Here is a 23,844-nt window from a genome sequence, read left to right on the forward strand (position 1 = left end):
GACGTAGGTCGGACGCGTCGGCAGCGGGGGTGGCGCGCGGCGGCCGCGCCTCGGTCACGCGAGCGGGGTGAGTTCCGAGGAGCTCGCTCCGAGGTAACTGGCGGACTCCATCCTGTAAGCAGTAGTGATCTGCCCCCTGCACCAGCCGACCTGACCGAAAACCAGTCCGGAGACACGAGCGAGCGAATCGGCTGGGGAGGATTGGGGCTCCCATCACGCTCGGGAGTAGTGACTCGTTTGTTCACACGGAAACTGGAGACGCGCTCCTCGAGGACCCTCCGACCGGCCTCGACCGCGCCACGGACTCCCGAACAATCGAGCGGTTTAACAGCGGCTCGCGGGTACTACCTCCCACGAATGCCCAGTGGAGACTACGACCCCGAGGCCGTCGAGCCGAAGTGGCAGCGGCGCTGGGTCGAGACCGACACCTACGCCTACGACGAGGACGCGGCGACGGACCCGAACACGACCTTCTCCATCGACACGCCGCCGCCGACCGTATCGGGCAGCCTCCACTGGGGCCACGTGTACGGCTCCATCCTCCAGGACACCGTCGCGCGGTACAACCGCATGCGGGGCCAGGAGGTGTTCTTCCCGTTCGGCTACGACGACAACGGCATCGCCTCCGAGCGGCTGACCGAGGAGGAACTCGACGTTCGCCACCAGAACTACGAGCGACGGGAGTTCCAGCAGCTCTGCCGCGAGGTCTGTGAGGGGTACGAGGCCGAGTTCACCGAGAAGATGCAGGAGCTCGGCATCTCCATCGACTGGAACCAGACGTACCGGACCATCGAGCCGCGGGTCCAGCGCATCTCGCAGCTCTCCTTCATCGACCTGTACGAGCAGGGCCGCGAGTACCGCGAGAAGGCGCCCGCCATCTGGTGTCCCGAGTGCGAGACGGCCATCTCGCAGGTCGAGACCGAGGACGACGAGCGGGACAGCCACTTCCACGACATCGAGTTCACCACGGTCCGCGAGGGCGAGCCGTTCACCATCTCCACGACTCGGCCGGAGCTCCTGCCCGCCTGCGTCGCCGTGTTCGTCCACCCGGACGACGACGAGAACCAGCACCTCGTCGGGGAGGAGGCGACGATCCCGCTGTTCGGTCAGGAGGTGCCCATCATCGCCGACGACCGCGTGGACATGGAGACTGGTTCCGGCATCGTGATGTGCTGTACGTTCGGGGACCAGACCGACATCGAGTGGTACCAGGCCCACGACCTCGACCTCCGAATCGCCATCGATGAGTCGGGCCACATGACCGGCGTCGCGGAGGAGTACGAGGGGCTCGGTTCCGCGGAGGCCCGCGAGGCCATCGTGGCGGATCTGGAGGAGGCCGGCGCGCTGCTCGACCGCCGCGCCATCACCCACACCGTCAACGTCCACGAGCGCTGCGGGACGGGCGTCGAGTTCCTCGTCACCGAGCAGTGGTACGTGAAGATCCTCGACCGGACCGACGAGTACCTCCGGGCGGGCCGGGAGATGGAGTGGTTCCCCGAGAAGATGTTCACCCGCTACCAGCACTGGATCGAGGGGCTCCAGTGGGATTGGCTCATCTCGCGCCAGCGCTCCTCGGGCATCCCGTTCCCGGTCTGGTACTGCGGGGAGTGCGGCGGGGTCGTCGTCGCCGAGAAGGCCGACCTGCCGGTCGACCCGCTCTCGGACGACCCGCCGGTCGACGCCTGTCCCGAGTGCGGGGGCGAGGGGTTCGAACCCGAGGACGACGTGCTCGACACGTGGGCGACCTCCAGCCTGACGCCGCTCATCAATTCGGGCTGGGACTGGAACGAGGAATCCGAGCGGTTGGAGATGGCCCACCCCGAGCTGTATCCGATGGACGTGCGCCCCCAGGGCCACGACATCATCAGCTTCTGGCTGTTCCACACCGTCATCAAGTGCTACGAGCACACCGGCGAGGTGCCGTTCGAGTCGACCATGATCAACGGGATGGTGCTCGACGAGAACCGCGAGAAGATGTCCAAGTCGAAGGGGAACGTCGTCGCGCCCGACGAGGTGCTCGCGAAGTACCCCGTCGACGCCGCGCGCTACTGGGCGACCGGCTCGGCGGTCGGCGACGACCTCCCGTACCAGGAGAAGGGGCTACGCGCGGGCGAGAAGCTGATGCAGAAGCTCTGGAACGCCTCGAAGCTCGTCGACTCGCTCACCCCCGACGAGGACCCCGACCTCGCCCCCGAGGACCTCCGGGAGCTCGACCGCTGGCTGCTCGCCGAACTCGACGACCTCGTCGGGACGCTCACCGACCAGTTCGAGCGCCGCGAGTTCTCGAAGGCCCGCGACGGCCTCCGGAGCTTCTTCTGGCACACGTTCTGTGACGACTACCTCGAAGTGGCGAAGACGCGGGTCCGGGACGCGGACGACGATTCCGAGGCGGCAACGGACGCCGCAGGGGGCGACCCGGCCGCCCAGTACACCCTCCGGGTCGCCCACCGGCGGTTCCTGAAGCTGTTCGCGCCGTTCCTCGCCCACGAGACGGAGGAGCTGTGGCAGGAACTGTACGCGGACGCCGGCGTGGAGGAGGGCGGCTCCGTCCACCGGGCCGACTGGCCCGAACCGCTCGGGGTCGAGGCCGACCGGGCCGCGGGGCGGACCGCGACGGCGGTCATCGGGGCGCTGCGGCGGTACAAGAGCGAGCGCGGCCTCCCGCTGAACGCCGAACTCGGCCGCGTCGAGGTGTGGGGCGAGGGCGACGTCGCCGCCTTCGCCGACGACGTGCGCGGCGTGATGAACGTCGCGGACCTCGACGTGCTGGCCGAGGAGCCCGAGATCGAGTCGGTCGTGACCGGCGTCGACCTCGACTACTCGCGGGTCGGCCCGCAGTTCGGCTCGAAGGTCGGCGACATCGACGCGGCCATCGCCGACGGCGAGTACGAGGTGGAGGACGGCGACCTCCGCGTCGCGGGCGAGACGCTCGGCCCCGAGCTGTTCGAGATCGAGCGCGAGCGACGGTACGCCGGCGAGGGCGACCTGCTCGAGGCGGGCGACGCGATCGTCGTCGTCCACGGCGACGGCGGGAACTGAGCCGGCGTCTCGAACCCCTCTTCTACTCCAGGTCCACGCCCACCGCGTCCCCGACGGAGTCGAAGCCGTCCCGCTCCAGCAGGTCGAGCAGCCCCTCGTTGATCCCGCGTGCGAGGCCGGGCCCCTCGTAGATGAGGGCGGTGTACAGCTGGACCACGCTCGCGCCCGCGCGGATCTTCCGGTAGGCGCCCTCGGCGTCCGAGACCCCGCCGACGCCGACGACGGGGACGTCCGTCCGCTCGGCGACGAAGCGGACGAGCGAGGTGGCCCGTCCCTCGAGGGGTTTTCCGGAGAGCCCGCCCTCCTCCGCGCGGTTGTGGCTCTGGAGCGATTCGGGACGGTCGGTCGTGGTGTTCGTCGCGACGACCCCGTCGAGATCGAGGTCGTCGACGACGCCGAGCGCCTCCTCGATCGCCGGGCGCGGGAGGTCCGGCGAGAGCTTCACGAGCAGGGGTTCGGCGCCCGCGTCCAGCAGTTCGCCGAGGATGGCCTCCAGCGCGTCCCGGTTCTGCAGGGAGCGTAGTCCCGGCGTGTTCGGGCTGGAGACGTTGACGACGACGTAGTCCGCGTGCGCGCTCACGCGCTCGTACGTGTACAGGTAGTCGGAGGGGGCCTCGTCGAGGGGGGTGGACTTCGACTTGCCGACGTTGACGCCGACGGGGACGTCGGGGAGGTCGCTCGACGCGAGCCGCTCGCCGATCTCGTCGGCGCCGTCGTTGTTGAACCCCATGCGGTTGATCAGCGCGCGGTCCTCGGGGAGCCGAAACAGCCGAGGTCGGGGGTTGCCGGCCTGCGGCTCGGCGGTGACGCCGCCGACCTCGACGTGACCGAAGCCGAGCGCCGCGAGCAAGCGCGGGACGTGGGCGTTCTTGTCGAAGCCGGCGGCGACGCCGACGGGGGAGGGGAACGAGCATCCGAACGCCTCCGCGTGCAGTCGGTCGTCCTCGAGGGCGTAGCGGCGGCGCACCGCGTCCTCGACCGGCGTCCCCTGTGCGGCCCGCATGAGCCGCGCGGTCACGCCGTGTGCCGTCTCGGGCGGGAGCGCGAACAGCGCCGGCTTCGCGAGGTCGTAACCCCTCATCGGCCACACCCACGGCTGGCGGGGGTTTGAACGCGCCGACTCCGTCCTCGGGGTCCGCTCTCAGAAGTCGTGTTCGACCTCGTCCGGGTCCGCGGCCTGGATGATGATCTTCCCGTCGCGGACCCGAACGAACACCTCGTCGCCGATCTCGAGGCCCGCAACGGCGAGTTCGTCCTCGTGCAGGTTGACGTGGACGTTGTGGTACTCGCCGTTCTCGTCTTTGGCGCCACTCGGGCTGAGCGTCTTTTTCCGGACCATCGGCTTGGTTACACCACGCTTCGCCGCACGGAATACATAAGTGTTGTTTCCGGCACGGAGCCGACGAACGGCGCGCGCGAGCGAGGCGGGCCGCCGTACCCCGTCCTCGGCGCCGGGTTTCCGGGTCGAATCGACCGACGGCGCCTCCCTAGTACAAAAAACTTTCTTCGAATAGCCCTCACTTCCCCGATATATTTATAACATAGTGTGTGCTGGCGTCACACGGAGGCGAAAAACCATGGTACGAGAGGACGGTAAGCGAAATTTCGCACTGCGCGAGACTGACGGTGGCGAGGAGAGCGTCTACTCGGGAAACACCCCGAGGCAGGCCGCGCTGAAGGCCGCACGGCGGCTCGACCCCGGCAGCTCGGAGGACGCGGCCGACCGGACGGAGCTCCGTCTCCGCGAGAAGGGGACCGACAAGGTCCACATCTACGACGGATGGGCCTGGCGCGAGACCGCGCCGGACAACAAGCCGGACTGGATGCCCAGCGAGATCACGGAGGCGAACGTCTCGAAGAAGGGCATCGAACACCTCGAGAGTTAGCCGCCACGGTCTAGTTGTTCTTTGCGTACGCGTGAGCGATCCGTGACCGGTCGGTGTACCGGGAGGCCCCGTGCGTCGCGACGCCGTCGAGCGCCGCGTTCGAGACGCCGCCCGTCGGGGCTTCGCGAGCGGCGGTCGCGCCCGGCGGGACCGTGTACACGTTCGCGCGCCGTCCGCGTCCGGGCGCGTGCCGACCGCCCGGTTCTACACGAACCCCCATGAGTAGGGACCCCATGAAACCGCATGACGGTGTGCCGGTGAAACGACGGCCTTTTACGTTACTCTGCCATCCGAATGAATGCGAAGGTCGCGCCGGGAGCGCCCGGCCGACACGGCACGCCCCTTCGGGGCGATGTCGAAGATCGATCCGACGCCCTTAAGTTCACGAGGCGACTTCGAACGAAGTGTGAACGGCAGCCCCCGTCGGGGTGCTGCCGGGACGCTTCCGACGCCCTTATGTACTCGAGGGCACTCGGATCGAATGCGAAAGACACTGCGCGAACCCGTTCGGTTCACCCCGAACGCGCTCGCCGACTTCGACGAGGTTCGAAGGGCTTATGACCCTCCCGCGCCTTCGTTGAAATCCGCAAGAAATGAGGATTCCGCCCCTGCGGTCCGCCGCAAGACGGTATCTGATGTTAGCCTCGATAGTTCGGTGACACCCGATCGGTGTCACCGAGCTCGGACCACGCAATACAGCGGATCGCATCTTCGGATGTGATCCATTGGTGATTCACGTCTTACGACGTGATCTTGGTGAACCACGTTTCACAACGTGATTCCCGCCACCCCGCTCCCGTCAGGGAGCGACATTCCGGTTGATCCTGCCGGAGGTCATTGCTATCGGGGTCCGATTTAGCCATGCTAGTTGCACGAGTTCACACTCGTAGCGAATAGCTCCGTAACACGTGGCCAAACTACCCTACGGACCGGAATAACCTCGGGAAACTGAGGCTAATTCCGGATACGGTTCCTACGCTGGAACGCCGGGAACCTGAAACGTTCAGGCGCCGTAGGATGTGGCTGCGGCCGATTAGGTAGACGGTGGGGTAACGGCCCACCGTGCCGATAATCGGTACGGGTTGTGAGAGCAAGAACCCGGAGACGGAATCTGAGACAAGATTCCGGGCCCTACGGGGCGCAGCAGGCGCGAAACCTTTACACTGCACGCGAGTGCGATAGGGGGACCCCGAGTGCGAGGGCATATAGTCCTCGCTTTTCTGGACGGTAAGGCCGTCCAGGAACAAGAGCTGGGCAAGACCGGTGCCAGCCGCCGCGGTAATACCGGCAGCTCGAGTGATGACCGATTTTATTGGGCCTAAAGCGTCCGTAGCCGGCCGGGCAAGTCCGTCGGGAAATCCACCAGCTCAACTGGTGGGCGTCCGGCGGAAACTGCTCGGCTTGGGACAGGAAGACCCGAGGGGTACGTCCGGGGTAGGAGTGAAATCCCGTAATCCTGGACGGACCGCCGATGGCGAAAGCACCTCGGGAGGACTGATCCGACGGTGAGGGACGAAAGCTGGGGTCTCGAACCGGATTAGATACCCGGGTAGTCCCAGCCGTAAACGATGTCTGCTAGGTGTGGCGCTGGCTACGAGCCAGCGCTGTGCCGTAGGGAAGCCGTGAAGCAGACCGCCTGGGAAGTACGTCTGCAAGGATGAAACTTAAAGGAATTGGCGGGGGAGCACTACAACCGGAGGAGCCTGCGGTTTAATTGGACTCAACGCCGGACATCTCACCAGCTCCGACAGTAGGAATGAAGGTCAGTGTGATGAGCTTACTCGACCTACTGAGAGGAGGTGCATGGCCGCCGTCAGCTCGTACCGTGAGGCGTCCTGTTAAGTCAGGCAACGAGCGAGACCCGCGTCCCTAATTGCCAGCAGTACCCTTGTGGTAGCTGGGTACATTAGGGAGACTGCCGCCGCCAAGGCGGAGGAAGGAACGGGCAACGGTAGGTCAGTATGCCCCGAATGAGCTGGGCTACACGCGGGCTACAATGGCCGAGACAATGGGTTCCTACCCCGAGAGGGGACGGTAATCTCACAAACTCGGTCGTAGTTCGGATTGTGGGCTGAAACTCGCCCACATGAAGCTGGATTCGGTAGTAATCGCGTGTCAGAAGCGCGCGGTGAATACGTCCCTGCTCCTTGCACACACCGCCCGTCAAAGCACCCGAGTGAGGTCCGGATGAGGCCCCCGTTGGGGGGTCGAATCTGGGCTTCGCAAGGGGGCTTAAGTCGTAACAAGGTAGCCGTAGGGGAATCTGCGGCTGGATCACCTCCTACTGACCGGGACCAGGGCGACGCCCTGGCCCACTTCGTTTGGTCCGGCTCGTGACGCCGATCGGGCACCTTCGAACTATCGAGGCTACGATCCCCCCGACAGGGGGTGGGCCCATAGCTCAGCGGTAGAGTGCCTCCTTTGCAAGGAGGATGCCCTGGGTTCGAATCCCAGTGGGTCCATGTCCTCGGGGCTCGTCGTGAACCGCTCCCCTTAAGTGTGGGACGGCGCAACGAAGAGTCCCGAAGCAAGACCGATGCACCATCCCGCGAGAGCGCGGTTGGGAAGGGTCGAACACGGACGCGGAAGACACCGCGACGTGTGATGAGACCGTGTGTACGTGCAATCCAGACGCCCACTGGACCCGTTCATCGGGTCACAGTGATTACACATCAATTGGCTACTGTGCCAGCTGGTGAATGGCTCGGCTCGAGAGCCGACGAAGGACGTGCCAAGCTGCGATAAGCTCCAGGGAGTCGCACGGAGACGAAGAACTGGAGATCTCCTAATAGGAATCCTCATAGCAATTGCCTAGCGCAATGGGGAACGTCCCGAATTGAAACATCTTAGTAGGGACAGGAAGAGAAAGCAAACCGCGATGTCGTGACTAACGGCGAGTGAAAGCGATACAGCCCAAACTGAAGCCCTCACGGGCAATGTGGTGTACGGGCTGGTACCAAGCGGACTGCGTTCACGAGAAGTCTCCTGGAACGGAGCGCGATACAGGGCGACAGCCCCGTATCGTGAACGCGATCCGCGGACCAGTACCCAGAGTAGCGGGGGTTGGATATCCCTCGTGAATCTCCCAGGCATCGACTGGGAAGGCTAAACACTCCTCGAGACCGATAGCGAACAAGTAGCGTGAGCGAACGCTGAAAAGCACCCCGAGAAGGGCGGTGCAATAGGGCCTGAAATCAGTTGGCGATGGAGCGACGGGGCACGAAAGGTCCCTCGAAGAACGACCGGGGCGCGAGCCTCCAGTAGGACTCGAGGGAAGCCGGTGTTCCGTCGTACGTTTTGAAAAACGAACCAGGGAGTGTACCACTCCGGCGAGTCTAACTCGATCATCGAGGAAGGCATAGGGAAACCGATACGGCCGCAGCGCTTTGCGTGAGGGCCACCGTGTTCAAGCGCGGGGAGTCGAAGTGGTACGACCCGAAACCGAGCGATCTACGCGGGGGCAGGGCGAAGCGTGCCGAAAGGTACGTGGAGGCCCGTTAGGGTTGGTGTCCTACAATACCCTCCCGTGACCTGCGCGTAGGGGTGAAAGGCCCATCGAGCTCGGCAACAGCTGGTTCCAACCGAAACATGTCGAAGCATGACCTCCACCGAGGTAGTTCGTGCGGTAGAGCGACTGATTGGAAGACCCGCCTCCGAGAGGAGTCGGCCTTCCTGTCAAACTCCAAACACACGAACGCTGTGGACGTGGGGAGTCCGGTGTCCCGGGGTAAGCTTGGGCACCATGAGGGGAACAACCCAGAGCCTGGTTAAGGACCCAAAGTGTGGACTAAGTGCGATTCGAAGGTTGTCTCGAGCCCTAAACAGCCGGGAGGTGAGCTTAGAAGCAGCAACCCTCTAAGAAAAGCGTAACAGCTTACCGGCCGAGGTTCGAGGCGCCCAAAATGATCGGGGCTGAAGTCCACCTCCGAGACCTGGCGGCGCGGTTCACACCGCGACCCTGTAGGTTGGCGTTCTGTTCGGGTGGAAGCTCGGGCGAGAGCTCGCGTGGACCGAGCGGAAACGAAAATCCTGGTCACAGTAGCAGCGATATTCGGGTGCGAACCCCGAAGGCCTGAAGAGTAAGGGTTCCTCGGCACTGCTAATCAGCCGAGGGTTAGCCGATCCTAAGTCCCGCCGTAATTCGAACGGGACGAAAGGGTAACTGGTTAATATTCCAGTGCTGCCACGCACTGAACGCCGACGCTTTGGAGTCGGTCGAGCCGGACCTTCGTCCGGTCGAATCCTCAAAGCCCGTGGAAGCCGTAACGGCACGAAGCGGGTGAACGTGGAGATAGCGAAAGTCGACTCAATCTAGAGCCCGTGAAAAGGCAAGCGTGGTATTCGTACCGAGATCCGACACAGGTACTCTGGCAGAGCAAGCCAAGGCCAACGGGATCAACCGACGTTAGGGAATTCGGCAAATTAGTCCCGTACGTTCGCAATAAGGGATGCCTGCCCTCTACGGGGCAGGTCGCAGTGACTCGGGCGCTCCGACTGTCTAGTAACAACACAGGTGACCGCAAATCCGCAAGGACTCGTACGGTCACTGAATCCTGCCCAGTGCGGGTATCTGAACACCTCGTACAAGAGGACGAAGGACCCGTCAACGGCGGGGGTAACTATGACCCTCTTAAGGTAGCGTAGTACCTTGCCGCTTCAGTAGCGGCTTGCATGAATGGATCAACGAGAGCGCCGCTGTCCCAACGTTGGGCCCGGTGAACTGTACGTTCCAGTGCGGAGTCTGGAGACCCCCAAGGGGAAGCGAAGACCCTATAGAGCTTTACTGCAGGCTGTCGCTGGGACGTGGTCGCTAACGTGCAGGATAGGTAGGAGTCGTCACACAGGTGCGCGCGCCAGCGCGTCGCCGAGACATCACTGAAATACTACCCGTTAGTGACTGCGACCCTCACTCCGGGAGGAGGACACCGGTAGCCGGGCAGTTTGACTGGGGCGGTACGCGCTCGAAAAGATATCGAGCGCGCCCCAAGATTTCCTCACGCGGGTCGGGAACCCGCGGAAGAGCGCAAGAGCAAAAGGAAGTCTGACAGTGTCATTCCCAACGAGTGACGCTGACGCGAAAGCGTGGTCTAGCGAACGGACCAGGCCTCTCCATGAGGCCGGTTTACGACAGAAAAGCTACCTTAGGGATAACAGAGTCGTCACGCGCAAGAGCACATATCGACCGCGTGGCTTGCTACCTCGATGTCGGTTCCCTCCATCCTGCCCGTGCAGAAGCGGGCAAGGGTGAGGTTGTTCGCCTATTAAAGGAGGTCGTGAGCTGGGTTTAGACCGTCGTGAGACAGGTCGGCTGCTATCTATTGGGGGTGTCAAGGTACTTGACGGGAACGTTCGTATAGTACGAGAGGAACTACGAATGGTCGCCACTGGTGTACCGGTTGTCCGGAAGGGCAGATGCCGGGAAGCTACGCGACACGGGGTAAGAGCTGAACGCATCTAAGCTCGAAACCCACCTGGAAAAGAAGTACCACTGAGGTCACTCGTAGAAGACGAGTTCGATAGACTCGGGGTGTACGCGCCGAGGCAACGAGGCGTTTAGCCCGCGAGCACTAACAGACCAAGCCACATTCATCTGCACTGCGACCCGTGAACGGGTCCAGGCGTTAACTGGATTGCACGTACATTACGGTCTCAGACCGACGCAGGCGTTACATCGGATCGTTCCCGATGGTCGGCCTCGAGGCGGCCACAGCGGCGGTGACACACCCGTACCCATCCCGAACACGGCAGTTAAGCCCGCCAGCGTTCCGGCGAGTACTGGAGTGCGCGAGCCTCTGGGAAAACTGGTTCGCCGCCTACCACTCATATCCAAAGCCCACCAGCACCGCGCTGGTGGGCTTTCTTCATTTGCGGAGCGGGACGAGAAGCGGTGAATCCGCTAGGCTTAAGCGCGCCAGCCGTCACAATTCAGGTGCGCCAAGGTGGCAGAGTTCGGTCAGACGCGACGGCCTGCAGAGCCGTTCTACGCCGGTTCAAATCCGGCCCTTGGCTCATACCAACTTCCTCACGATCCGACCCCAGAGCGGCGGCCGCGTCCCGCGGCCGGCGAGTCCCGGCGGCCGATGCGACGGGCGCGCCGGCCCTTCGGGTCCCTACTCGGAACGCTGCTCCCCCTCGACGGGTTTCTCCTCCTGGTCGACGAGCGCGAACAGTTCGTTCCAGTCGTCGGCGGGGGCGATCTGGTCCCGCAGGTCCTCGATCGCACCAGTCGTGACCGCGTCGTCCACGACGTCCAGCACGACCCGCGCGTGGTGGACGGCCTCCCCCCGATCGTCCTCGGGGCCGTACTCGCCCGCCTCGACGACCCGGTCGACGAACCCGTCCCACTCGAACGACTCGGTCGCGTCGTCCTCCGCGAGGAACCGTCCGATCTCCTCGGGGAGCTGTGCCGCGAGGTTCCCCGCCACGCCCTCGTCGACGCGCCGCCCGAGCGGCTCGAGCGTGATCCGCGTCGCACGAAGCGCGTCCTCGCGCGACGGGAGCCGTGCGCGGTTCTGCACCTCGCCGACGAACGTGTCGTAGTCCATGCCGTCTCCCAGTCGGTCGCGAACTTCAATAGGCACTTTGGCAGTACGTCGAACTCCGTCGCGACGCCGTTCCCCCCGAGCCACGGGTGCGGCGTCGTCTCCGGCGAGGCCTCGCCGCCCGCCAGGGGGGCGAAATCCGGACAAACGTTTATACGAGATGGCACCTACACCCCGATAACGATTCACATGCAAGTGAGCGTCTATCTCCTGAGCGGGCTGTTGATGGGGGTCGTCCTGCTCGGCACGGTCGCGCTCCTCACGCGGTCCCGGCGGTGGCGGCACTACTCCCCCACGAACGACGGCCCCGACGCGGGGGCCGCCCTCGAGCGCCTGGTCGAACACCCGGCGACGTGGACCGTCGGGTTCCTCGCGCTCGCGCTGGGGCTGGGCCTCGGCGCCGTCGCGTTCGTCGGCGGCTTTCCGATCCCCGCCGCCGTCCGCAGCGCGGCCGGCACGGCGATGCTGCTGGTCGTCCTCGCGGTGCTCGCGGGCTACACGTTCCTCGGCGTCTACCAAGCCGTCCGCTACCGGGGGCTCTACCGCTCGCAGGCGGCCGCCGCGGGGATCTGGATCGTCGGCGTGCTCGCGGTCGCGGGGATCGCCGTGATGCTGCTCACGGCCGGCTGAGCCGTGAGCGTCAGCTTCGCCCGCCTCGCCGACGTCGACCTCCGGGGTCGACACGGGTGGCTCCTCGGGGTCGTCGCGCTCGAACTCCTCTCGGTCGTGGCCTACTTCGGGCTCACGCCGGCCCGGCCGACGGGCCTCCGGTACGTCCTCTACCCGTTCGTCTGGATCACGGTCGGGCTCTGGGCGGTCGCGGCCGTCGACGTCCGCCCCGACGCGCCGCGGAGCCACCGCGTCGCGGCCGCGTTCGTCGCGGTCGCCTACTTCCTCGTGCTCGCCTGGCTGGCCGGACTCGTCGCCGTCTACGCGGGGAGTCACGCGCACAGCCACGCGTACGTCCACGGCTTCCAGGTGTCGATGGCCGCCCCCGGGTGGGGACCGCGGATCGCCTACGTCACCCACGCGTTCCACGTCTACTTCGTCCCGTACCGCGTGCTCGGCTTCCTCGCGCTCGCGTACCTCGTGTACGCGACGGTCCTCGACGCGACCGCCGCGGCCCTCTCGGGCACGCTGGGGCTCGCGGCCTGCGTCGGCTGTACGTTCCCCGTCTTCGCGTCGTTCGTCGCGGGCGTCGTCGGGCCGGGCGTCGCCACGTCCGTGACCGGGCTCTCGGTCGACATCTCGACGGCGGTGTATCTCGTGGCCGTCGGCCTGCTCGTGGTCCGGCCGGGGTTCCGACGGTGACCCGGACGGTCGGACGGTCTGACGACCCCGCGGACGGATACGAGGGCGGGTGTGAGGACGGGGTCCCGGGATCGACGGCCGCGCGGTGGCGTCGTTCCGTCGCGTTCGGACTCGCCGGCGTCCTCGCGCTCGCGCTCGTCCCGGGCGTCCGCGCGCACGTCGGGGGGCTCGGCGGGACGATGGAGCCCGCGGCGGTGCCGACGTGGCTCGTCGTCGTCACCGGCGGGGGCGTGGTCGGCGCCTCGTTCCTCTTCACCAGCCTGCTCACGGACCGCGGGCCGATGCACGCGGTGGCAGGAGCGCGCGCTCGTCCGACCTCCCCGCGCGGTCTCGCCGGGGGCCTCGCTCGCGCGGGGAGGCGGGCGTTCCAGCTGGTCGGCCTCCTCGCGCTCCTGGCGGTCCTCGTCGCCGGTCTGGTCGGGCCGCTCACGCCCACCGCGAACCTCGCCGTCCTGCTCGTGTGGGCGGGCTGGTGGGCCGGCTACACGATGACGGTGTACCTCGCGGCCGACACCTGGCCGGCGGTGAACCCCTGGCGGACGCTGGCGGGACTGCTTCCGAGTCCGGACCGTGAGTACCCCGCACGGCTCGGCGCCTGGCCGAGCGTCGTCGGCCTGCTGGGGCTGGTGTGGCTCGAGGTCACCAGCCCGGTCACCGACGAGCCGCGGTTCCTCGCCGCGCTCGTCCTGGGCTACACGGCCGTCACGCTCGCGGGCGCCGCGACGTTCGGCCGCGAGGCGTGGTTCGGCGCCGTCGACCCCGTCTCCCGGGTATTCCGCTGGTACGGCAAACTCGCGCCGGTACGGCGGACCGACGACGGCCTCGAACTCGTCGTCCCGGGCGCGGCGCTCGTCGAGACGCGTCCCGACCGCGACGACTCCGCGTTCGTCGTGGCGCTGCTGTGGGCGACGACGTTCGACGGGCTGGTCTCGACGCCGCCGTGGGCGGCCGTCGCGGGGCCGCTCGTCGAGGCGGGGGTGCCCTCGGCGCTGCTCTCGCTCGTCGCGCTGGCGGCCGGGTTCGGCCTGTTCTACGCCGCGCTCGTGGCCGCCTCGCGGCGCTCCCGCCGCACCGCGGACACGTACGTCACCGCGGGCCACCTCCGGCGCACCCTTGCGCCGTCGCTGGTCCCCATCGCGGCCGGCTACCACCTCGCGCACTACCTGGGCTACTTCCTGGGGCTGGCGCCGGCGCTGCTCGTCGCGCTGGCGAACCCCCTCGGCGGGGCCGGGACCCCGCCGACGCTGCTGCTCCCGGAGTGGTTCGGGGCGCTCAGGCTCTCGTTCATCGTGCTCGGCCACCTCGCGGCGGTGGGGGTCGCCCACGTCGTCGCCTTCGAGACCTTCCCCGGGCGGCTCCAGCCGATCCGGAGCCAGTTCCCCTTCATCGTCATCATGATCGCCTACACCGTGACCAGCATGTGGATCGTCACCCAGCCGTACGTGGAGCCGGTATGACCGACGCGAGCCACTCCGGCGGGGTGGACGCACCACCCGCGGCGGGGACTGATCCGGCGTCCGGAACCGGCGCCGACGTCCGGGAGGTCGACGACCAGCGGGGCGCGCTGGACCCGGCCGACCCGGGCCGGGACGTCGACACCCGGGTCCCCGCCGGGGAGGACCCGGCGGCCCGGTGCCCGTACTGCGACCGCCCGTTCCGGACCGGCCGCCTGCGGGACCTCCACGTCGGACAGGTCCACGCCGAGGGGTGTTCCGAGGCCGAGCGGGAGGCGTACGAGGAGGCCGACGAGGCGGAACTGGACGACCTGTTCTTCTACCACATCAAGGTCGTCGTCCTCATCGGCCTGCTGTTCTCGGCGTTCGTGCTGGGCTATACGGTCGTTCTGAGCGGGTAGGTCGGGTTAGTGTGGAGTTAGTGCGGACCGGCCGGCTACTACGATGGCCGGCCGCGAAACGCCCGCCGATCGCAAAAACGCCGACCGAAACCGCCCACGGACCCCGGGACCCCGGAATCAGAGGATCGAGTACGACGCGGCCACGGTCAGCGCGAGCGCCGCAGTCAGCCCCCCGAGCACCACGTACGTCACCGCCCGCGGCTCCGAGCGCAGGTGCTGGTAGTAGCCCGCGACCACGACCGCCTTCACCGTCGAGACGATCATGATGATCGCGAAGGCTGTCCAGTAGGTGAACCCCTCGAACTGCTCGATGAGCACCTGCCCCGTCGCGAGGACGAACAGGACCACGTATATCGCCGTGTACAGTTTTGTTGACGTCATCTTGGATCACCTAGAGGATGTAGAACAGCGGGAACAGGAACAGCCAGACGATGTCCACGAAGTGCCAGTACAGCCCGAAGTACTCCACCGGGCGCTCGTCGTCGAGGTACGCCCCCTTCACGGCCCGGCCCAACATGTACAGCGTGATGAGCAGGCCGACGGCGACGTGGGCGCCGTGGAGCCCCGTCGTCAGGTAGAACGTCGACGACGCGACGTTCGTCGACAGCTCCCAGCCGTTCGGGAACGCCTCCGAGTGGACGTGGAACAGGTGCTGCCACTCCAGGGCCTTGTTGATGAGGAAGCCGACCCCGAGCAGGAACGTCGCCCCGAGGCCGCCGACCACGCCCCAGCGCTTCCCCTTCTCGGCCGCGACCAGCGCGAGCACGACCGTGAAGCTGCTCGTGAGGAGCAGGTACGTGTTGATGAGCCCCGGGAGCGCGACGTGTTCGGCCGGGACGAGGTGGTGCCAGTCCCGCCACCCCTCCGCGACGCGGATGAACACGTACGAGCCGATGAACGCCCCGAACAGCACCACGTCGGAGGCCAGGAAGATCCACAGCCCGAGCTTGGGGTTCTCGATGTTCGCGAACGGCCAGCTCGACCCGAACGGCCCAGTCAACCCCTCGAACGGCTCGCGGGTGAGCCCAACCAGCCCGTAGCCGAGGACGACGGCCCCGACCGCCAGCGTGGCGCCGTACGCGCCGCCGGCGACGCCGCCGACGAAGCTCCCCTCGCGGATGCCGGTGAGCCCCAGCAGCGTGAAGAAGCCGCCGAGGCCGACGACGAACGGCCAGATGCTCGCGTGGTCCGGCCCCTCCTCGTGGGACGCCTCGTGGTCCTGCGTGAGGGGGCTGTCGTGGCGGGTCGCGACGTCGCCGCCGGCCCCGGACCCGTGCCCGTGGGCGGTGGCGGCCTCCGCGCTCACCCCGCCGTCGGCGACGCTCGCGCCCTCGAGTTCGGGCCGGGAGCCGTACTCCTCGACGAACTCCAGCGACCCGCTCGCGTAGCTCGCCCGCCCCGGAAAGTTCTCCAGGGGCGGCGGCGAGTCGACCGCCCACTCGGCGGTCGTGGCGTACTCCCACGGGTTTCCGGGCGCGGGCTCGCCGGCCCAGAGGCTCTTCGTGAGGTTCCAGAACATGATCAGGAACGACCCCCCGAGCATGAACGCCCCAAGGGTCGCGAGCTGGTGCCACGGGGTGAACGCCGCCGAGTAGTCGAAGACGCGCCGCGGCGTCTCCCAGACGATGAACATCGGGAAGTAGAGCACGTTGAACCCCACGAAGTACAGCGCGAAGTGGAGCTTCCCGAGCCGGCGGTCGTACATCCGCCCGGACATCTTCGGGTACCAGTAGTACAGCGCGCCGATGAGCGCGGTGACCCCGCCGACCATCACGTAGTGGAAGTGCGCGACGACCCAGTAGGTGCCGCGGAACTCGTAGTCGAGCACGACCGCGCCGAGGAACACCCCGGTGATGCCCCCGAGGATGAACACGATCAGCCCGCCGAACGCGAACAGGAACGGCGTCGTGAAGCGGATTCGCCCCTTGATGGTCGTGTAGATGAGCGCGAACACCATCAGGTCGAACGGCAGCGAGATGCCGATGGTGGTCGCCATGAACAGCGTCTTGATCTCGAGGTTGATCGCCGTGAGGAACATGTGGTGCATCCAGACGACGAAGCTCTGGAGCGCGACAAGCAGCATCGCCGCGATGAACCACTTCCGGCCGACGATGCGCCGCCCGGTGAACGTCTGGAAGATCTCCGCCATCGCCCCCAGCGCCGGGAAGAAGACGATGTACACCTCCGGGTGGCCGAAGAACCAGAACAGGTGGGCCCACAGCAGCGACCCGCCCGCGCTCTCGGCCGCGAAGTAGGTCGTCCCGAGCAGCCGGTCGGAGGTGAGGATCATCATCGCGGCCAGAAGCGCCGCGAACGCGAACAGCATCATCCAGACGGTGAGCAGGATGGAGATGCTGAACAGCGGCATGTCCCGCATCCGCATCCCCTCCGCGCGCATGCGGTGCATCGTGGTGAGGAAGTTCACCGACGACACCGTCACCGAGGCGACGAACATGATCATCGCGAGCACCGTCGTCGTCGCGCCCGGTTCGGGCGTGTAGAACGGGATGTTCAGCGGCGCGTACATCGTCCACCCGCCCGCGTACGTCCCGCCCTGGAAGAACGAGATGCCGAACAGCACCCCCGAGAACAGGTAGAGCCAGTACGAGAGCGCGTTCAGCCGGGGGAACGCCAGGTCCTTCGCGCCGATCTGGAGCGGGACGACGTAGTTCGCGAAGCCGAACGCGAACGGCGAGAGGAACCAGAACACCATCATCAGCCCGTGGGCCGAGACGGCCTGGTTGTAGGCGTTAGCCGACATGATCTCGACGGCGGGCGTCCAGAGCTGCGCCCGCATGAGCATCGCCAGCACCCCGCCGAAGACGAGGAAGAACAGCGCCGTCACGGTGTAGAGGATGCCGACGTCCTTGTGGTTCGTCGTCACGAACCAGCGGGTGAGCGTCTCCGCGGCCGGGAGCCCGTGGTGGTCCGCGTGCGCGGCGGCCGCGTCGTGGCCGCCGTCGGCCTCCGCCTCGCCGGCGCGAACGTCGGCGGAGTCGCCGCCGTCGGTCGCGGCTTCGGGATCGCCGCCCGCGTCGTCGCGCGTGGTCATGCCGTCCCCACGAGCCTCGCGGACTCGTTACCCGTGGCGTCGTTCCCGCCGTCGGTTTCGTTCCCGCCGTCGGTCTCGTTCTCGGCCGTCGTGTTCGCGTACCAGTCGTCGTACTCGTCCTGGGGCATCACCTTCACCTCGGCGGTCATGTCGGAGTGGCCGACGCCACACAGCTCGTAGCACTCGGCGATGTAGGTCCCCGTCCGCTCGCCGATGAACCACGTCTCGGTGGTCTGGCCCGGGATGGCGTCGGACTTCACCCGGAGCTCCCGGACGCCGATGTTGTGGAACACGTCCCGGGAGGTCACCGTGAGCTCGACGGGGGTGTCGACGGGGACCCTGAGCGTCGAGTCGGTGTGGCCGTTCGGGTAGGTGAACTCCCACCCGAACTGGTAGCCGGTGACCTCGACCTCGATGGCGTCCTCGCCGTCGAGGGCGGGGTTGTCCTCGACGAACGCCAGCGCCCCGTACGTCCAGGCGATGAGCGAGATCACGATGACGGCGCTCAGCGTGAACGAGAGGAACAGTTTGCGGCCGCCGCCCCCGCCCGTGGGGAGCTCCCCCAGCGTCGGAAGCTCGTCCTCCTCGCCCCGGTAGACGTCCTCGGCGCCGTCGCGGTACTTGTACGCGTTGTACAGCATGTACCCGATGACGACGACGCCGACGAGCGTCCCCAGCACCAGGAAGAACTCGTAGATCTGCTGAAATATCTCTACCCGTGACCCCCGCGGAACGATGCCGGTCTGGAGCGGCGTGACCCCCGCCCTGCTGATTTCGCGAATCATGCCATCCGTTAACTCTGCACGGTGAAACCAATCACCACCATGATTACTTATTCATTGCGGCGAGCGCGGCCGGCCGCCGTTCCGCGGCGACGCGTCCGTGGTTCCCGCCGTGGCCCCCGCTCGGGCTTTCTCTCGCCGTTTCTCGATCCGAAGCGGGATATGTTCGACGGTAACTTACCGCACGGTCGTCGTCCGGCTTTCACGCCCTCGTCTGGCCGAACGTCCCCCTCGCCGTCACGCCCCCGTCGTCACGCCAGCGTCCCCTCGTCGTCACGCCGACGTGCCCCCGTCGCCGCACCGGTGTGCCGACTTAGCAACCGTTAAACGCCGGGCGCCCCGTCCTCCCGGTATGCAACGACGCGCCGCAGCCATCTACGTCGCGTTCTTCCTCGTCGTGGGGGCGGTGTCGTTCTCGCTCATCGCGACCGCCAGCGCGCCGGAGCTCTCCTTCGAGAACCCGGAGCACGAACTCGGGCAGGGCGACACGTTCACCGTCGACGGCACCGAGTACACCGTCGCGAGCATCGACGCGGAGATGTCCGGCGGGGGCGGTGGCGGTCACGGGGGCGGCGGCGGCGCCGCCCTCGAGCGCTCCGCGACGCTGAACGCGACCGACGAGTCGGGCAACACCACCGAGGTGAGCGTCGACGACGAGGCGAACGTGACCCTCGGGGAGACGACGTACTTCGCGCACTTCCCGGACAACAGCACGCTGGTGCTGACCCAGGAGTTCGACCAGTACCGGGCCTACCAGGAGCAGACGGTCCAGCAGAAGAAGCACACGGACGGGCTCTGGGGCGTCACGCTCCTGAGTAGCCTCGTCGCGGTGTTCATGGTCGGGCTGGCGTTCCTCCCCTCGCGCTACTGACCGGGCCGTCTCCCGGTTCCGCGTTCCGACTCATTCCCCGCATCCCGGCTCCGTCCTCGCCTCTCGTCTCCTTCTCCTCTCGGCTACCCACGGCTTTCCCCGCTCGCCGCCGTCGCCGTCCGGGTGCCGTACCCCGGAAACGCCCGTGGCGACCCGGATTCGAGTAAGCGCCGAATACTAAACTCCCCGTCGATGCACGGTGACCGTATCGAATGGCGTCGACGCTCGACGGGGCCGTAATCAGACCGTACCGCCCGGCCGACAGGGACCGGTTCCTCTCCCTGTACGAACGCGTCTGGGGGCGTAGGAAGGGAGTGGACTGGTTCGAGTGGCGGTTCGAACGCAACCCCTACGCCGACGGCGTCGAGATGGTCGTCGCCGAGCGGGACGGCCGACTCGTCGGCGCCGAACCGTTGCTCCCGTTGCGGCTCCGCGTCGACGACGCCGAGTTGCGCGCCCACCAGCCGGTCGACTGGATCGTCGACCCGGACCACCGCCGGCAGGGCCTGTTCACCCGCATGACCGAGCGGCTCCTCGACCGCTACGCGGAGTCGGCCGACCTGCTGTTCAACTTCCCGAGCGACCAGCTCCTCCCGGGCCTGGAGAAGTTCGACTGGCGCCGCGTGGGCCCGGTTCCGCAGGTGTATCGCGTCCAGAACCCCCCCGCGCTGCTGGCCCACAAGGCGGGCGGGACGGTCCGCCCCGGAGGATCGCTGCTCGCGAGGCTCTCCGCGCCGGCGGTGGACGGCTGGCTGCGCGCGCTCGACGCGCTCGACCGGGGGACCGGCGGGGTCGAAGTCGAGCGACACGACGCCGTCCCCGTGGCCGACCTCGTGGCCCTCGCTGCCGAGGGGCGCCCCGACGCCGTCCACGTGGCCCGGGACGCGGCGTTCTACGGGTGGCGGTTCGGGAACCCCCGCTGGGAGACCACGACGTATCTCGCCCGGCGGGCCGGCGACCCCGTCGCGGCCGTCGTCGCCGCGACCGAACGCGTCGACGGCGTCGACTGCACGTCGCTGCTCGACGTCCAGCCGATGGACGGCCGCCGCGACCGGGCCGGGGCGGTCGCGGCCCTGCTGCGTGCGGTCGTCGCCGACGGCCGGGAGGCGGACGTGCTGAAGGCGGTCGCGGGGCCGTACGCGCGCCCCCTGTCCCGGAGGGGGTTCCGGCGCGACGACGGGTTCCCCCTCTCGCGGGTCGCGACCCGCACGACCCAGGTCGTCCGCCCGCTCTCGGCCGACGGGGAGCCGGACTGGACGTGCCGGGGCCGCGACCTCACCGACCCGGACAACTGGCGGCTCGCGCTGGCGGACCTCGACGTCGAGTGACGGCCACCGGGTAGCGGGAGGCGTCCGACGGAGAAGGGATCACGGAGGGCCGAAGGCGGGGCCCGCGTCGTCGCGCTGCCGGGGTCCGCCCGCGCGGTCAGTCGGCGCCGTCGCGGAGGGCCGACGCGGCCACCTCGTGACGGTCGGCGGCCGCGACATCCAGCGCCGCCAGACGGGCGTCCGGGAGCGTCCCGGGCGAGACCGTCCTCTCGTCCGCGTCGTACTCGACGACGCCGACGTCCGCGAGTTTCGGGAGGTGCGAGTGGTGGAGCGAGACGGCCGTGGACGTGACGGCCCGCTCGGAGGGGCCGGGCGGCCCCTCGTGCTCGGCCTCTGCCACGGCCGTCGCGACGTCGTCGAGCGCGAGCGGGCCGTCCGCCTCCCCGAGCAACTCCGCGACGTGTGCCCGCCGCGGGTCGGCGAGCAGCGCGGTGACCGCCTCGCCGGCCCCTTCCTCCCGGACCGCCGCCTCGACGGCCTCGGTCCAGTCGCCGTCGCTGACGGACGTGGTGGGGCGGACGACCGCCGACTCGCTCCTGCCGGCGCGGTCGACCGCGCCGGCCTCGGCGAGTTTCGGGACGTGCGTGTGGTGGAGCGAGATCAGCACCGACTCGTGTCGGTCGTCGCTCACCTCGGCCGGCTCGACCCCCCGTTCGCGGGCGGCGACCCGGGTCGCCAGCTCCGTCAGCGGGAGCCCGCCGGCGGTCCGGAGCGTCGCGAGCACCGCGCGACGGCGCGGGCTCCGCATCGACGCCGCGAGAAGCTCGAGTTCCCGCCGCGGAACGGCCGCGAGGCCGGGACCCTCGTCCACCTCGGTACGCGTTGACTCGGGGGTCTCACGCATACCCGTACCGGAGCCACTCCGTTCCCATAGGCGCACGGCCTAATCGTTTAGTGAAGGGGTCGTCGACGCGAAGCGTGTTCGCGCGTCGTACGCGCGTCGTCCGTGCGTCCTTCGCGTGTCGTTCGCACGTCATCACCCCGCCGTCCTGCGTCGCCGCCGACCCGTCCCCCCGCTCGGGCTCACGAACTCGCGTCCTCCGTCTCGAACATCGCCTCCATGAGCTTCCGCTCGGCGACCCGGAGGTGCTGGTGGAACGTCGGCGCGGAGACGTCGAGCGTCTCGGCGACCTCCTCGCCGGAGCTGTCGCGGGGCCACTCGAAGAAGCCCGAAAAGTACGCCGTCTCCAGGGCGTTCCGCTGGCGGGGCGTCAGCTTGTCGTCGACGAGCCCCTGAACGTCCGGCCGCGGCTCAGGGGACCGCTGGGTGCGCCGCTGGGCGATGACGCGGGCCCGCGGGTAGGCCTCCCGCATCGAGTCGACGACCGACCGCACGTCGGCGTCCGGCGGGAGGTGAACCATCGCGCGGAGCTCCGTCCCCTCCACGCTCGCGCGCTGCATCCGCCCGCCGCGCGAGGCGACCTTCGAGAGCACCGGTGACTCCGTGAGCTCGAGTTCGAAGCGCGTCCTGCCGTCGCGTTCCGCGACGACGGTCACGTCCTCCCACGCCGAGACCCGGTCGGCGAGCGCCCGGACCGTGTCGACCGCGTCCCCGGTCGCGGTCCCGTACACGACGTGGCGCCCCCCGCTGAGCGGCACCACCCGGTCGTAGGTGATCGAGCCCTCCTCGGGCGGTTCGACGTCGAAGCCGTCGAGGTAGCCCTGGACGAGGAACTCGATCTCGACGACCTCCTCGCTCATCAGCGCCTGCTTCCGCTCGATGGCCGTGAGGGCGTGCCCGATGACCTCGCCGAGCTGGCCGACGACCGCGCGCTCGTCGTCGTCGAAGGCGTACGGCCGCTCCGAGTAGACGTTCAGCACGCCGTACAGCGTGTCCTCGTGGGTGATGGGGATCGCGGCCGACGAGCGGAAGCCGTATCGCTCGGCCTGGTCCCACCACGGCTCGAAGTCGGGGTTCTCGAGGATGTTCCGGGCGACCTGCATCTCCCCGGTCCGGATCGCCCGGCCCGTCGGTCCCTGCCCCTCGGGGTCGTCGCCGACCGTGATCCGGGCGTCGTCGGGGTAGCCGTCGACGCCGGCCTTCGTCCGCACGAGAACCTCCTCGCTCGTGGAGTCGATCTCGCCGATCCAGGCGAACAGGTAGGCGTCGGTGCCGGCGAGGCGCCGACAGACGGACTCCTCGAGGTCCGTCCGCGTCGTCGACTCGATGATCGCGTGGGTGAGCTCCTGGACGACGCCGTTCAGCTGGTTCAGCGCGGCGAGCTCCTCGCGCTGCTGGGCCAGCTGCTCCTCGCGACGTTTCCGCTCCGTGACGTCCCGGCTGTACAGGACGACGCCGTCGACGAGCGGGTCGTCCCGGAGGTCCCGCCCCCGCGCTTCGAGGACGACCCACGAGCCGTCCGCGTGTTCGTACCTGAACTCCATGGGAACGAGCTCCCCGCCCTCGAGCACCCGGCCGAACTCCTCGGCGGCCGCGTCCACGTCGTCGGGGTGGATCCGCTCGAAGGCGTTCTCGCCGATCAGTTCCTCGGGCGCGTACCCCAGCACGCTCTCGACCGACGGAGTGAGAAAGCGGAACGTCCCGTCGGCGCCCAGCACGGCGTTGACGTCGGTGGACTCCTCGACGAGCACCTCGTGTCGTTTCAGCTCGCGCTCGTGTTCCCGGCGCTCCATGGCGTGGTACAGCGACCGGACCAGCAGGTCGCTGTTGATCTCGTCCTTCACGAGGTACTCGTCGGCCCCCTCCCGGAGCGCGCGACGCCCGACCGACCGATCGCTGACGCCCGTGAGCACGACCACCGGCACGTCGGTCGCCTCCGCCGCGGTCGTGAGCGTCTCGATCCCCTCGCTGTCGGGCAGGTTGAGGTCGAGCAACACCACGTCGATCGCCCCCTCGCGGAGCCGTTCCAGCCCGTCCGCGAGCCTGGTCTCGTGGACGAGTTCCGGGGCCACCTCCTCGCTTCTGGCGCCGAGCCCGCCGTCGTTCCCGGACGCGGTCGGTCCGCCGGTCCCCGCCGTGCTCGCTCCGAGGCTCCCCGGCGTGGTTTCCCCGTAGCTCCGCCCGGCGGTGGCTTCGTGTCCCCGCCGGACGGCGTCCTCGTTGCTCATCACCCGCGCGGAGAGTTCGGACGCCTCCCGGAGCAGTTCCTCGATGTACCGGGCGTCCCCCGGGTTGTCCTCGACGAGCAGCACCGTCAGACGGTGGGTTCCGGACATG

General features: G+C 67.8%; 17 protein-coding genes, 2 tRNA genes and 3 rRNA genes. 13 read left to right on the forward strand and 9 right to left on the reverse strand.

Annotation, left to right across the window (positions count from 1 at the left end):
- Positions 1-357: 357 nt before the first annotated feature.
- On the forward strand, positions 358-3,039 hold the full coding sequence (locus HUG12_RS03965; RefSeq protein WP_179267527.1) for a valine--tRNA ligase: 2,682 nt from the start codon (positions 358-360) through the stop codon (positions 3,037-3,039).
- A 22-nt stretch (positions 3,040-3,061) separates the two neighbouring features.
- Here HUG12_RS03965 and HUG12_RS03970 read toward each other — a convergent pair whose 3' ends face one another.
- Entirely contained in the window at positions 3,062-4,120 is a 1,059-nt protein-coding gene (locus HUG12_RS03970) for a quinone-dependent dihydroorotate dehydrogenase (protein ID WP_179267528.1), read from the reverse strand.
- Positions 4,121-4,180: 60 nt separating this feature from the next.
- On the reverse strand, positions 4,181-4,378 hold the full coding sequence (locus HUG12_RS03975) for an AbrB/MazE/SpoVT family DNA-binding domain-containing protein (RefSeq protein ID WP_179169815.1): 198 nt from the start codon (positions 4,376-4,378) through the stop codon (positions 4,181-4,183).
- Positions 4,379-4,616: 238 nt separating this feature from the next.
- On the opposite strand from HUG12_RS03975, the gene HUG12_RS03980 reads away from it, so the two are divergent.
- Positions 4,617-4,925, forward strand: a complete 309-nt coding sequence (locus HUG12_RS03980; protein WP_179267529.1) for a non-histone chromosomal MC1 family protein — start codon at positions 4,617-4,619, stop codon at positions 4,923-4,925.
- 10 nt (positions 4,926-4,935) lie between these two features.
- Here HUG12_RS03980 and HUG12_RS03985 read toward each other — a convergent pair whose 3' ends face one another.
- The gene (locus HUG12_RS03985; protein ID WP_179267530.1) at positions 4,936-5,160 is read right to left on the reverse strand and encodes a hypothetical protein; all 225 of its coding nucleotides are present in this window, start codon (positions 5,158-5,160) and stop codon (positions 4,936-4,938) included.
- A 576-nt stretch (positions 5,161-5,736) separates the two neighbouring features.
- On the opposite strand from HUG12_RS03985, the gene HUG12_RS03990 reads away from it, so the two are divergent.
- The 5 genes from HUG12_RS03990 (at position 5,737) to HUG12_RS04010 (ending at position 10,934) form a co-directional block, all read left to right on the forward strand.
- Positions 5,737-7,208, forward strand: a 16S ribosomal RNA gene (locus HUG12_RS03990).
- A 107-nt stretch (positions 7,209-7,315) separates the two neighbouring features.
- Positions 7,316-7,387: transfer RNA gene (locus tag HUG12_RS03995), tRNA-Ala, on the forward strand.
- A gap of 209 nt (positions 7,388-7,596) precedes the next feature.
- A 23S ribosomal RNA gene (locus HUG12_RS04000) occupies positions 7,597-10,514 on the forward strand.
- Positions 10,515-10,621: 107 nt separating this feature from the next.
- Positions 10,622-10,743, forward strand: a 5S ribosomal RNA gene (rrf, locus tag HUG12_RS04005).
- Together the 16S, 23S and 5S rRNA genes with 2 tRNA genes alongside form the textbook arrangement of a ribosomal RNA operon.
- A 115-nt stretch (positions 10,744-10,858) precedes the next feature.
- Positions 10,859-10,934 (forward strand) — tRNA-Cys (locus tag HUG12_RS04010).
- Between the two features lie 101 nt (positions 10,935-11,035).
- On the opposite strand, the gene HUG12_RS04015 is transcribed toward HUG12_RS04010, so the two are convergent.
- Positions 11,036-11,470, reverse strand: a complete 435-nt coding sequence (locus tag HUG12_RS04015) for a DUF2267 domain-containing protein (RefSeq protein ID WP_179267531.1) — start codon at positions 11,468-11,470, stop codon at positions 11,036-11,038.
- Between the two features lie 186 nt (positions 11,471-11,656).
- Between HUG12_RS04015 and HUG12_RS04020 the strand changes: the two genes are divergently transcribed.
- The 4 genes from HUG12_RS04020 to HUG12_RS04035 are packed head-to-tail and all read left to right on the forward strand — an operon-like array spanning position 11,657 to position 14,633.
- Complete coding sequence (locus HUG12_RS04020; protein ID WP_179267532.1) at positions 11,657-12,097, forward strand: hypothetical protein; 441 nt, start codon at positions 11,657-11,659, stop codon at positions 12,095-12,097.
- 3 nt (positions 12,098-12,100) lie between these two features.
- Positions 12,101-12,778 carry a DUF7546 family protein gene (locus tag HUG12_RS04025; protein WP_179267533.1) on the forward strand — a complete coding sequence of 226 codons (678 nt, stop codon included), beginning with the start codon at positions 12,101-12,103 and terminating at the stop codon, positions 12,776-12,778.
- Entirely contained in the window at positions 12,775-14,235 is a 1,461-nt protein-coding gene (locus HUG12_RS04030) for a hypothetical protein (RefSeq protein WP_246308137.1), read from the forward strand. The genes HUG12_RS04025 and HUG12_RS04030 overlap by 4 nt, the downstream gene beginning before the upstream one ends.
- Entirely contained in the window at positions 14,232-14,633 is a 402-nt protein-coding gene (locus HUG12_RS04035) for a DUF7410 domain-containing protein (RefSeq protein WP_321169704.1), read from the forward strand. The genes HUG12_RS04030 and HUG12_RS04035 overlap by 4 nt, the downstream gene beginning before the upstream one ends.
- Positions 14,634-14,750: 117 nt before the next feature.
- Here HUG12_RS04035 and HUG12_RS04040 read toward each other — a convergent pair whose 3' ends face one another.
- From HUG12_RS04040 to coxB, 3 genes are read right to left on the reverse strand one after another with little or no spacing between them, the layout of a single operon-like run.
- Entirely contained in the window at positions 14,751-15,014 is a 264-nt protein-coding gene (locus HUG12_RS04040; RefSeq protein ID WP_179267534.1) for a cytochrome C oxidase subunit IV family protein, read from the reverse strand.
- 10 nt (positions 15,015-15,024) lie between these two features.
- The gene (locus HUG12_RS04045) at positions 15,025-17,685 is read right to left on the reverse strand and encodes a cbb3-type cytochrome c oxidase subunit I (RefSeq protein ID WP_179267535.1); all 2,661 of its coding nucleotides are present in this window, start codon (positions 17,683-17,685) and stop codon (positions 15,025-15,027) included.
- A complete protein-coding gene (coxB, locus tag HUG12_RS04050) occupies positions 17,682-18,470 on the reverse strand; it encodes a cytochrome c oxidase subunit II (RefSeq protein WP_179267536.1) in 789 nt (262 codons plus the stop codon). Before coxB ends, HUG12_RS04045 begins: the two co-directional genes overlap by 4 nt.
- A 349-nt stretch (positions 18,471-18,819) precedes the next feature.
- On the opposite strand from coxB, the gene HUG12_RS04055 reads away from it, so the two are divergent.
- Positions 18,820-19,338, forward strand: a complete 519-nt coding sequence (locus HUG12_RS04055) for a hypothetical protein (protein WP_179267537.1) — start codon at positions 18,820-18,822, stop codon at positions 19,336-19,338.
- Between the two features lie 212 nt (positions 19,339-19,550).
- Positions 19,551-20,666, forward strand: coding sequence for a GNAT family N-acetyltransferase (locus tag HUG12_RS04060; protein ID WP_179267538.1), 1,116 nt, complete (start codon positions 19,551-19,553; stop codon positions 20,664-20,666).
- Between the two features lie 97 nt (positions 20,667-20,763).
- On the opposite strand, the gene HUG12_RS04065 is transcribed toward HUG12_RS04060, so the two are convergent.
- Both HUG12_RS04065 and HUG12_RS04070 read right to left on the reverse strand, forming a co-directional pair.
- Positions 20,764-21,510 carry a DUF7344 domain-containing protein gene (locus HUG12_RS04065; protein ID WP_179267539.1) on the reverse strand — a complete coding sequence of 249 codons (747 nt, stop codon included), beginning with the start codon at positions 21,508-21,510 and terminating at the stop codon, positions 20,764-20,766.
- 179 nt (positions 21,511-21,689) lie between these two features.
- Positions 21,690-23,843: a bacterio-opsin activator domain-containing protein gene (locus HUG12_RS04070; RefSeq protein WP_179267540.1), complete on the reverse strand. Its 2,154-nt coding sequence runs from the start codon at positions 23,841-23,843 to the stop codon at positions 21,690-21,692.
- Between the last annotated feature and the right edge of the window lies 1 nt (position 23,844).

The organism is Halorarum salinum (assembly GCF_013402875.1).
Taxonomy (GTDB): Archaea; Halobacteriota; Halobacteria; order Halobacteriales; family Haloferacaceae; genus Halorarum; species Halorarum salinum.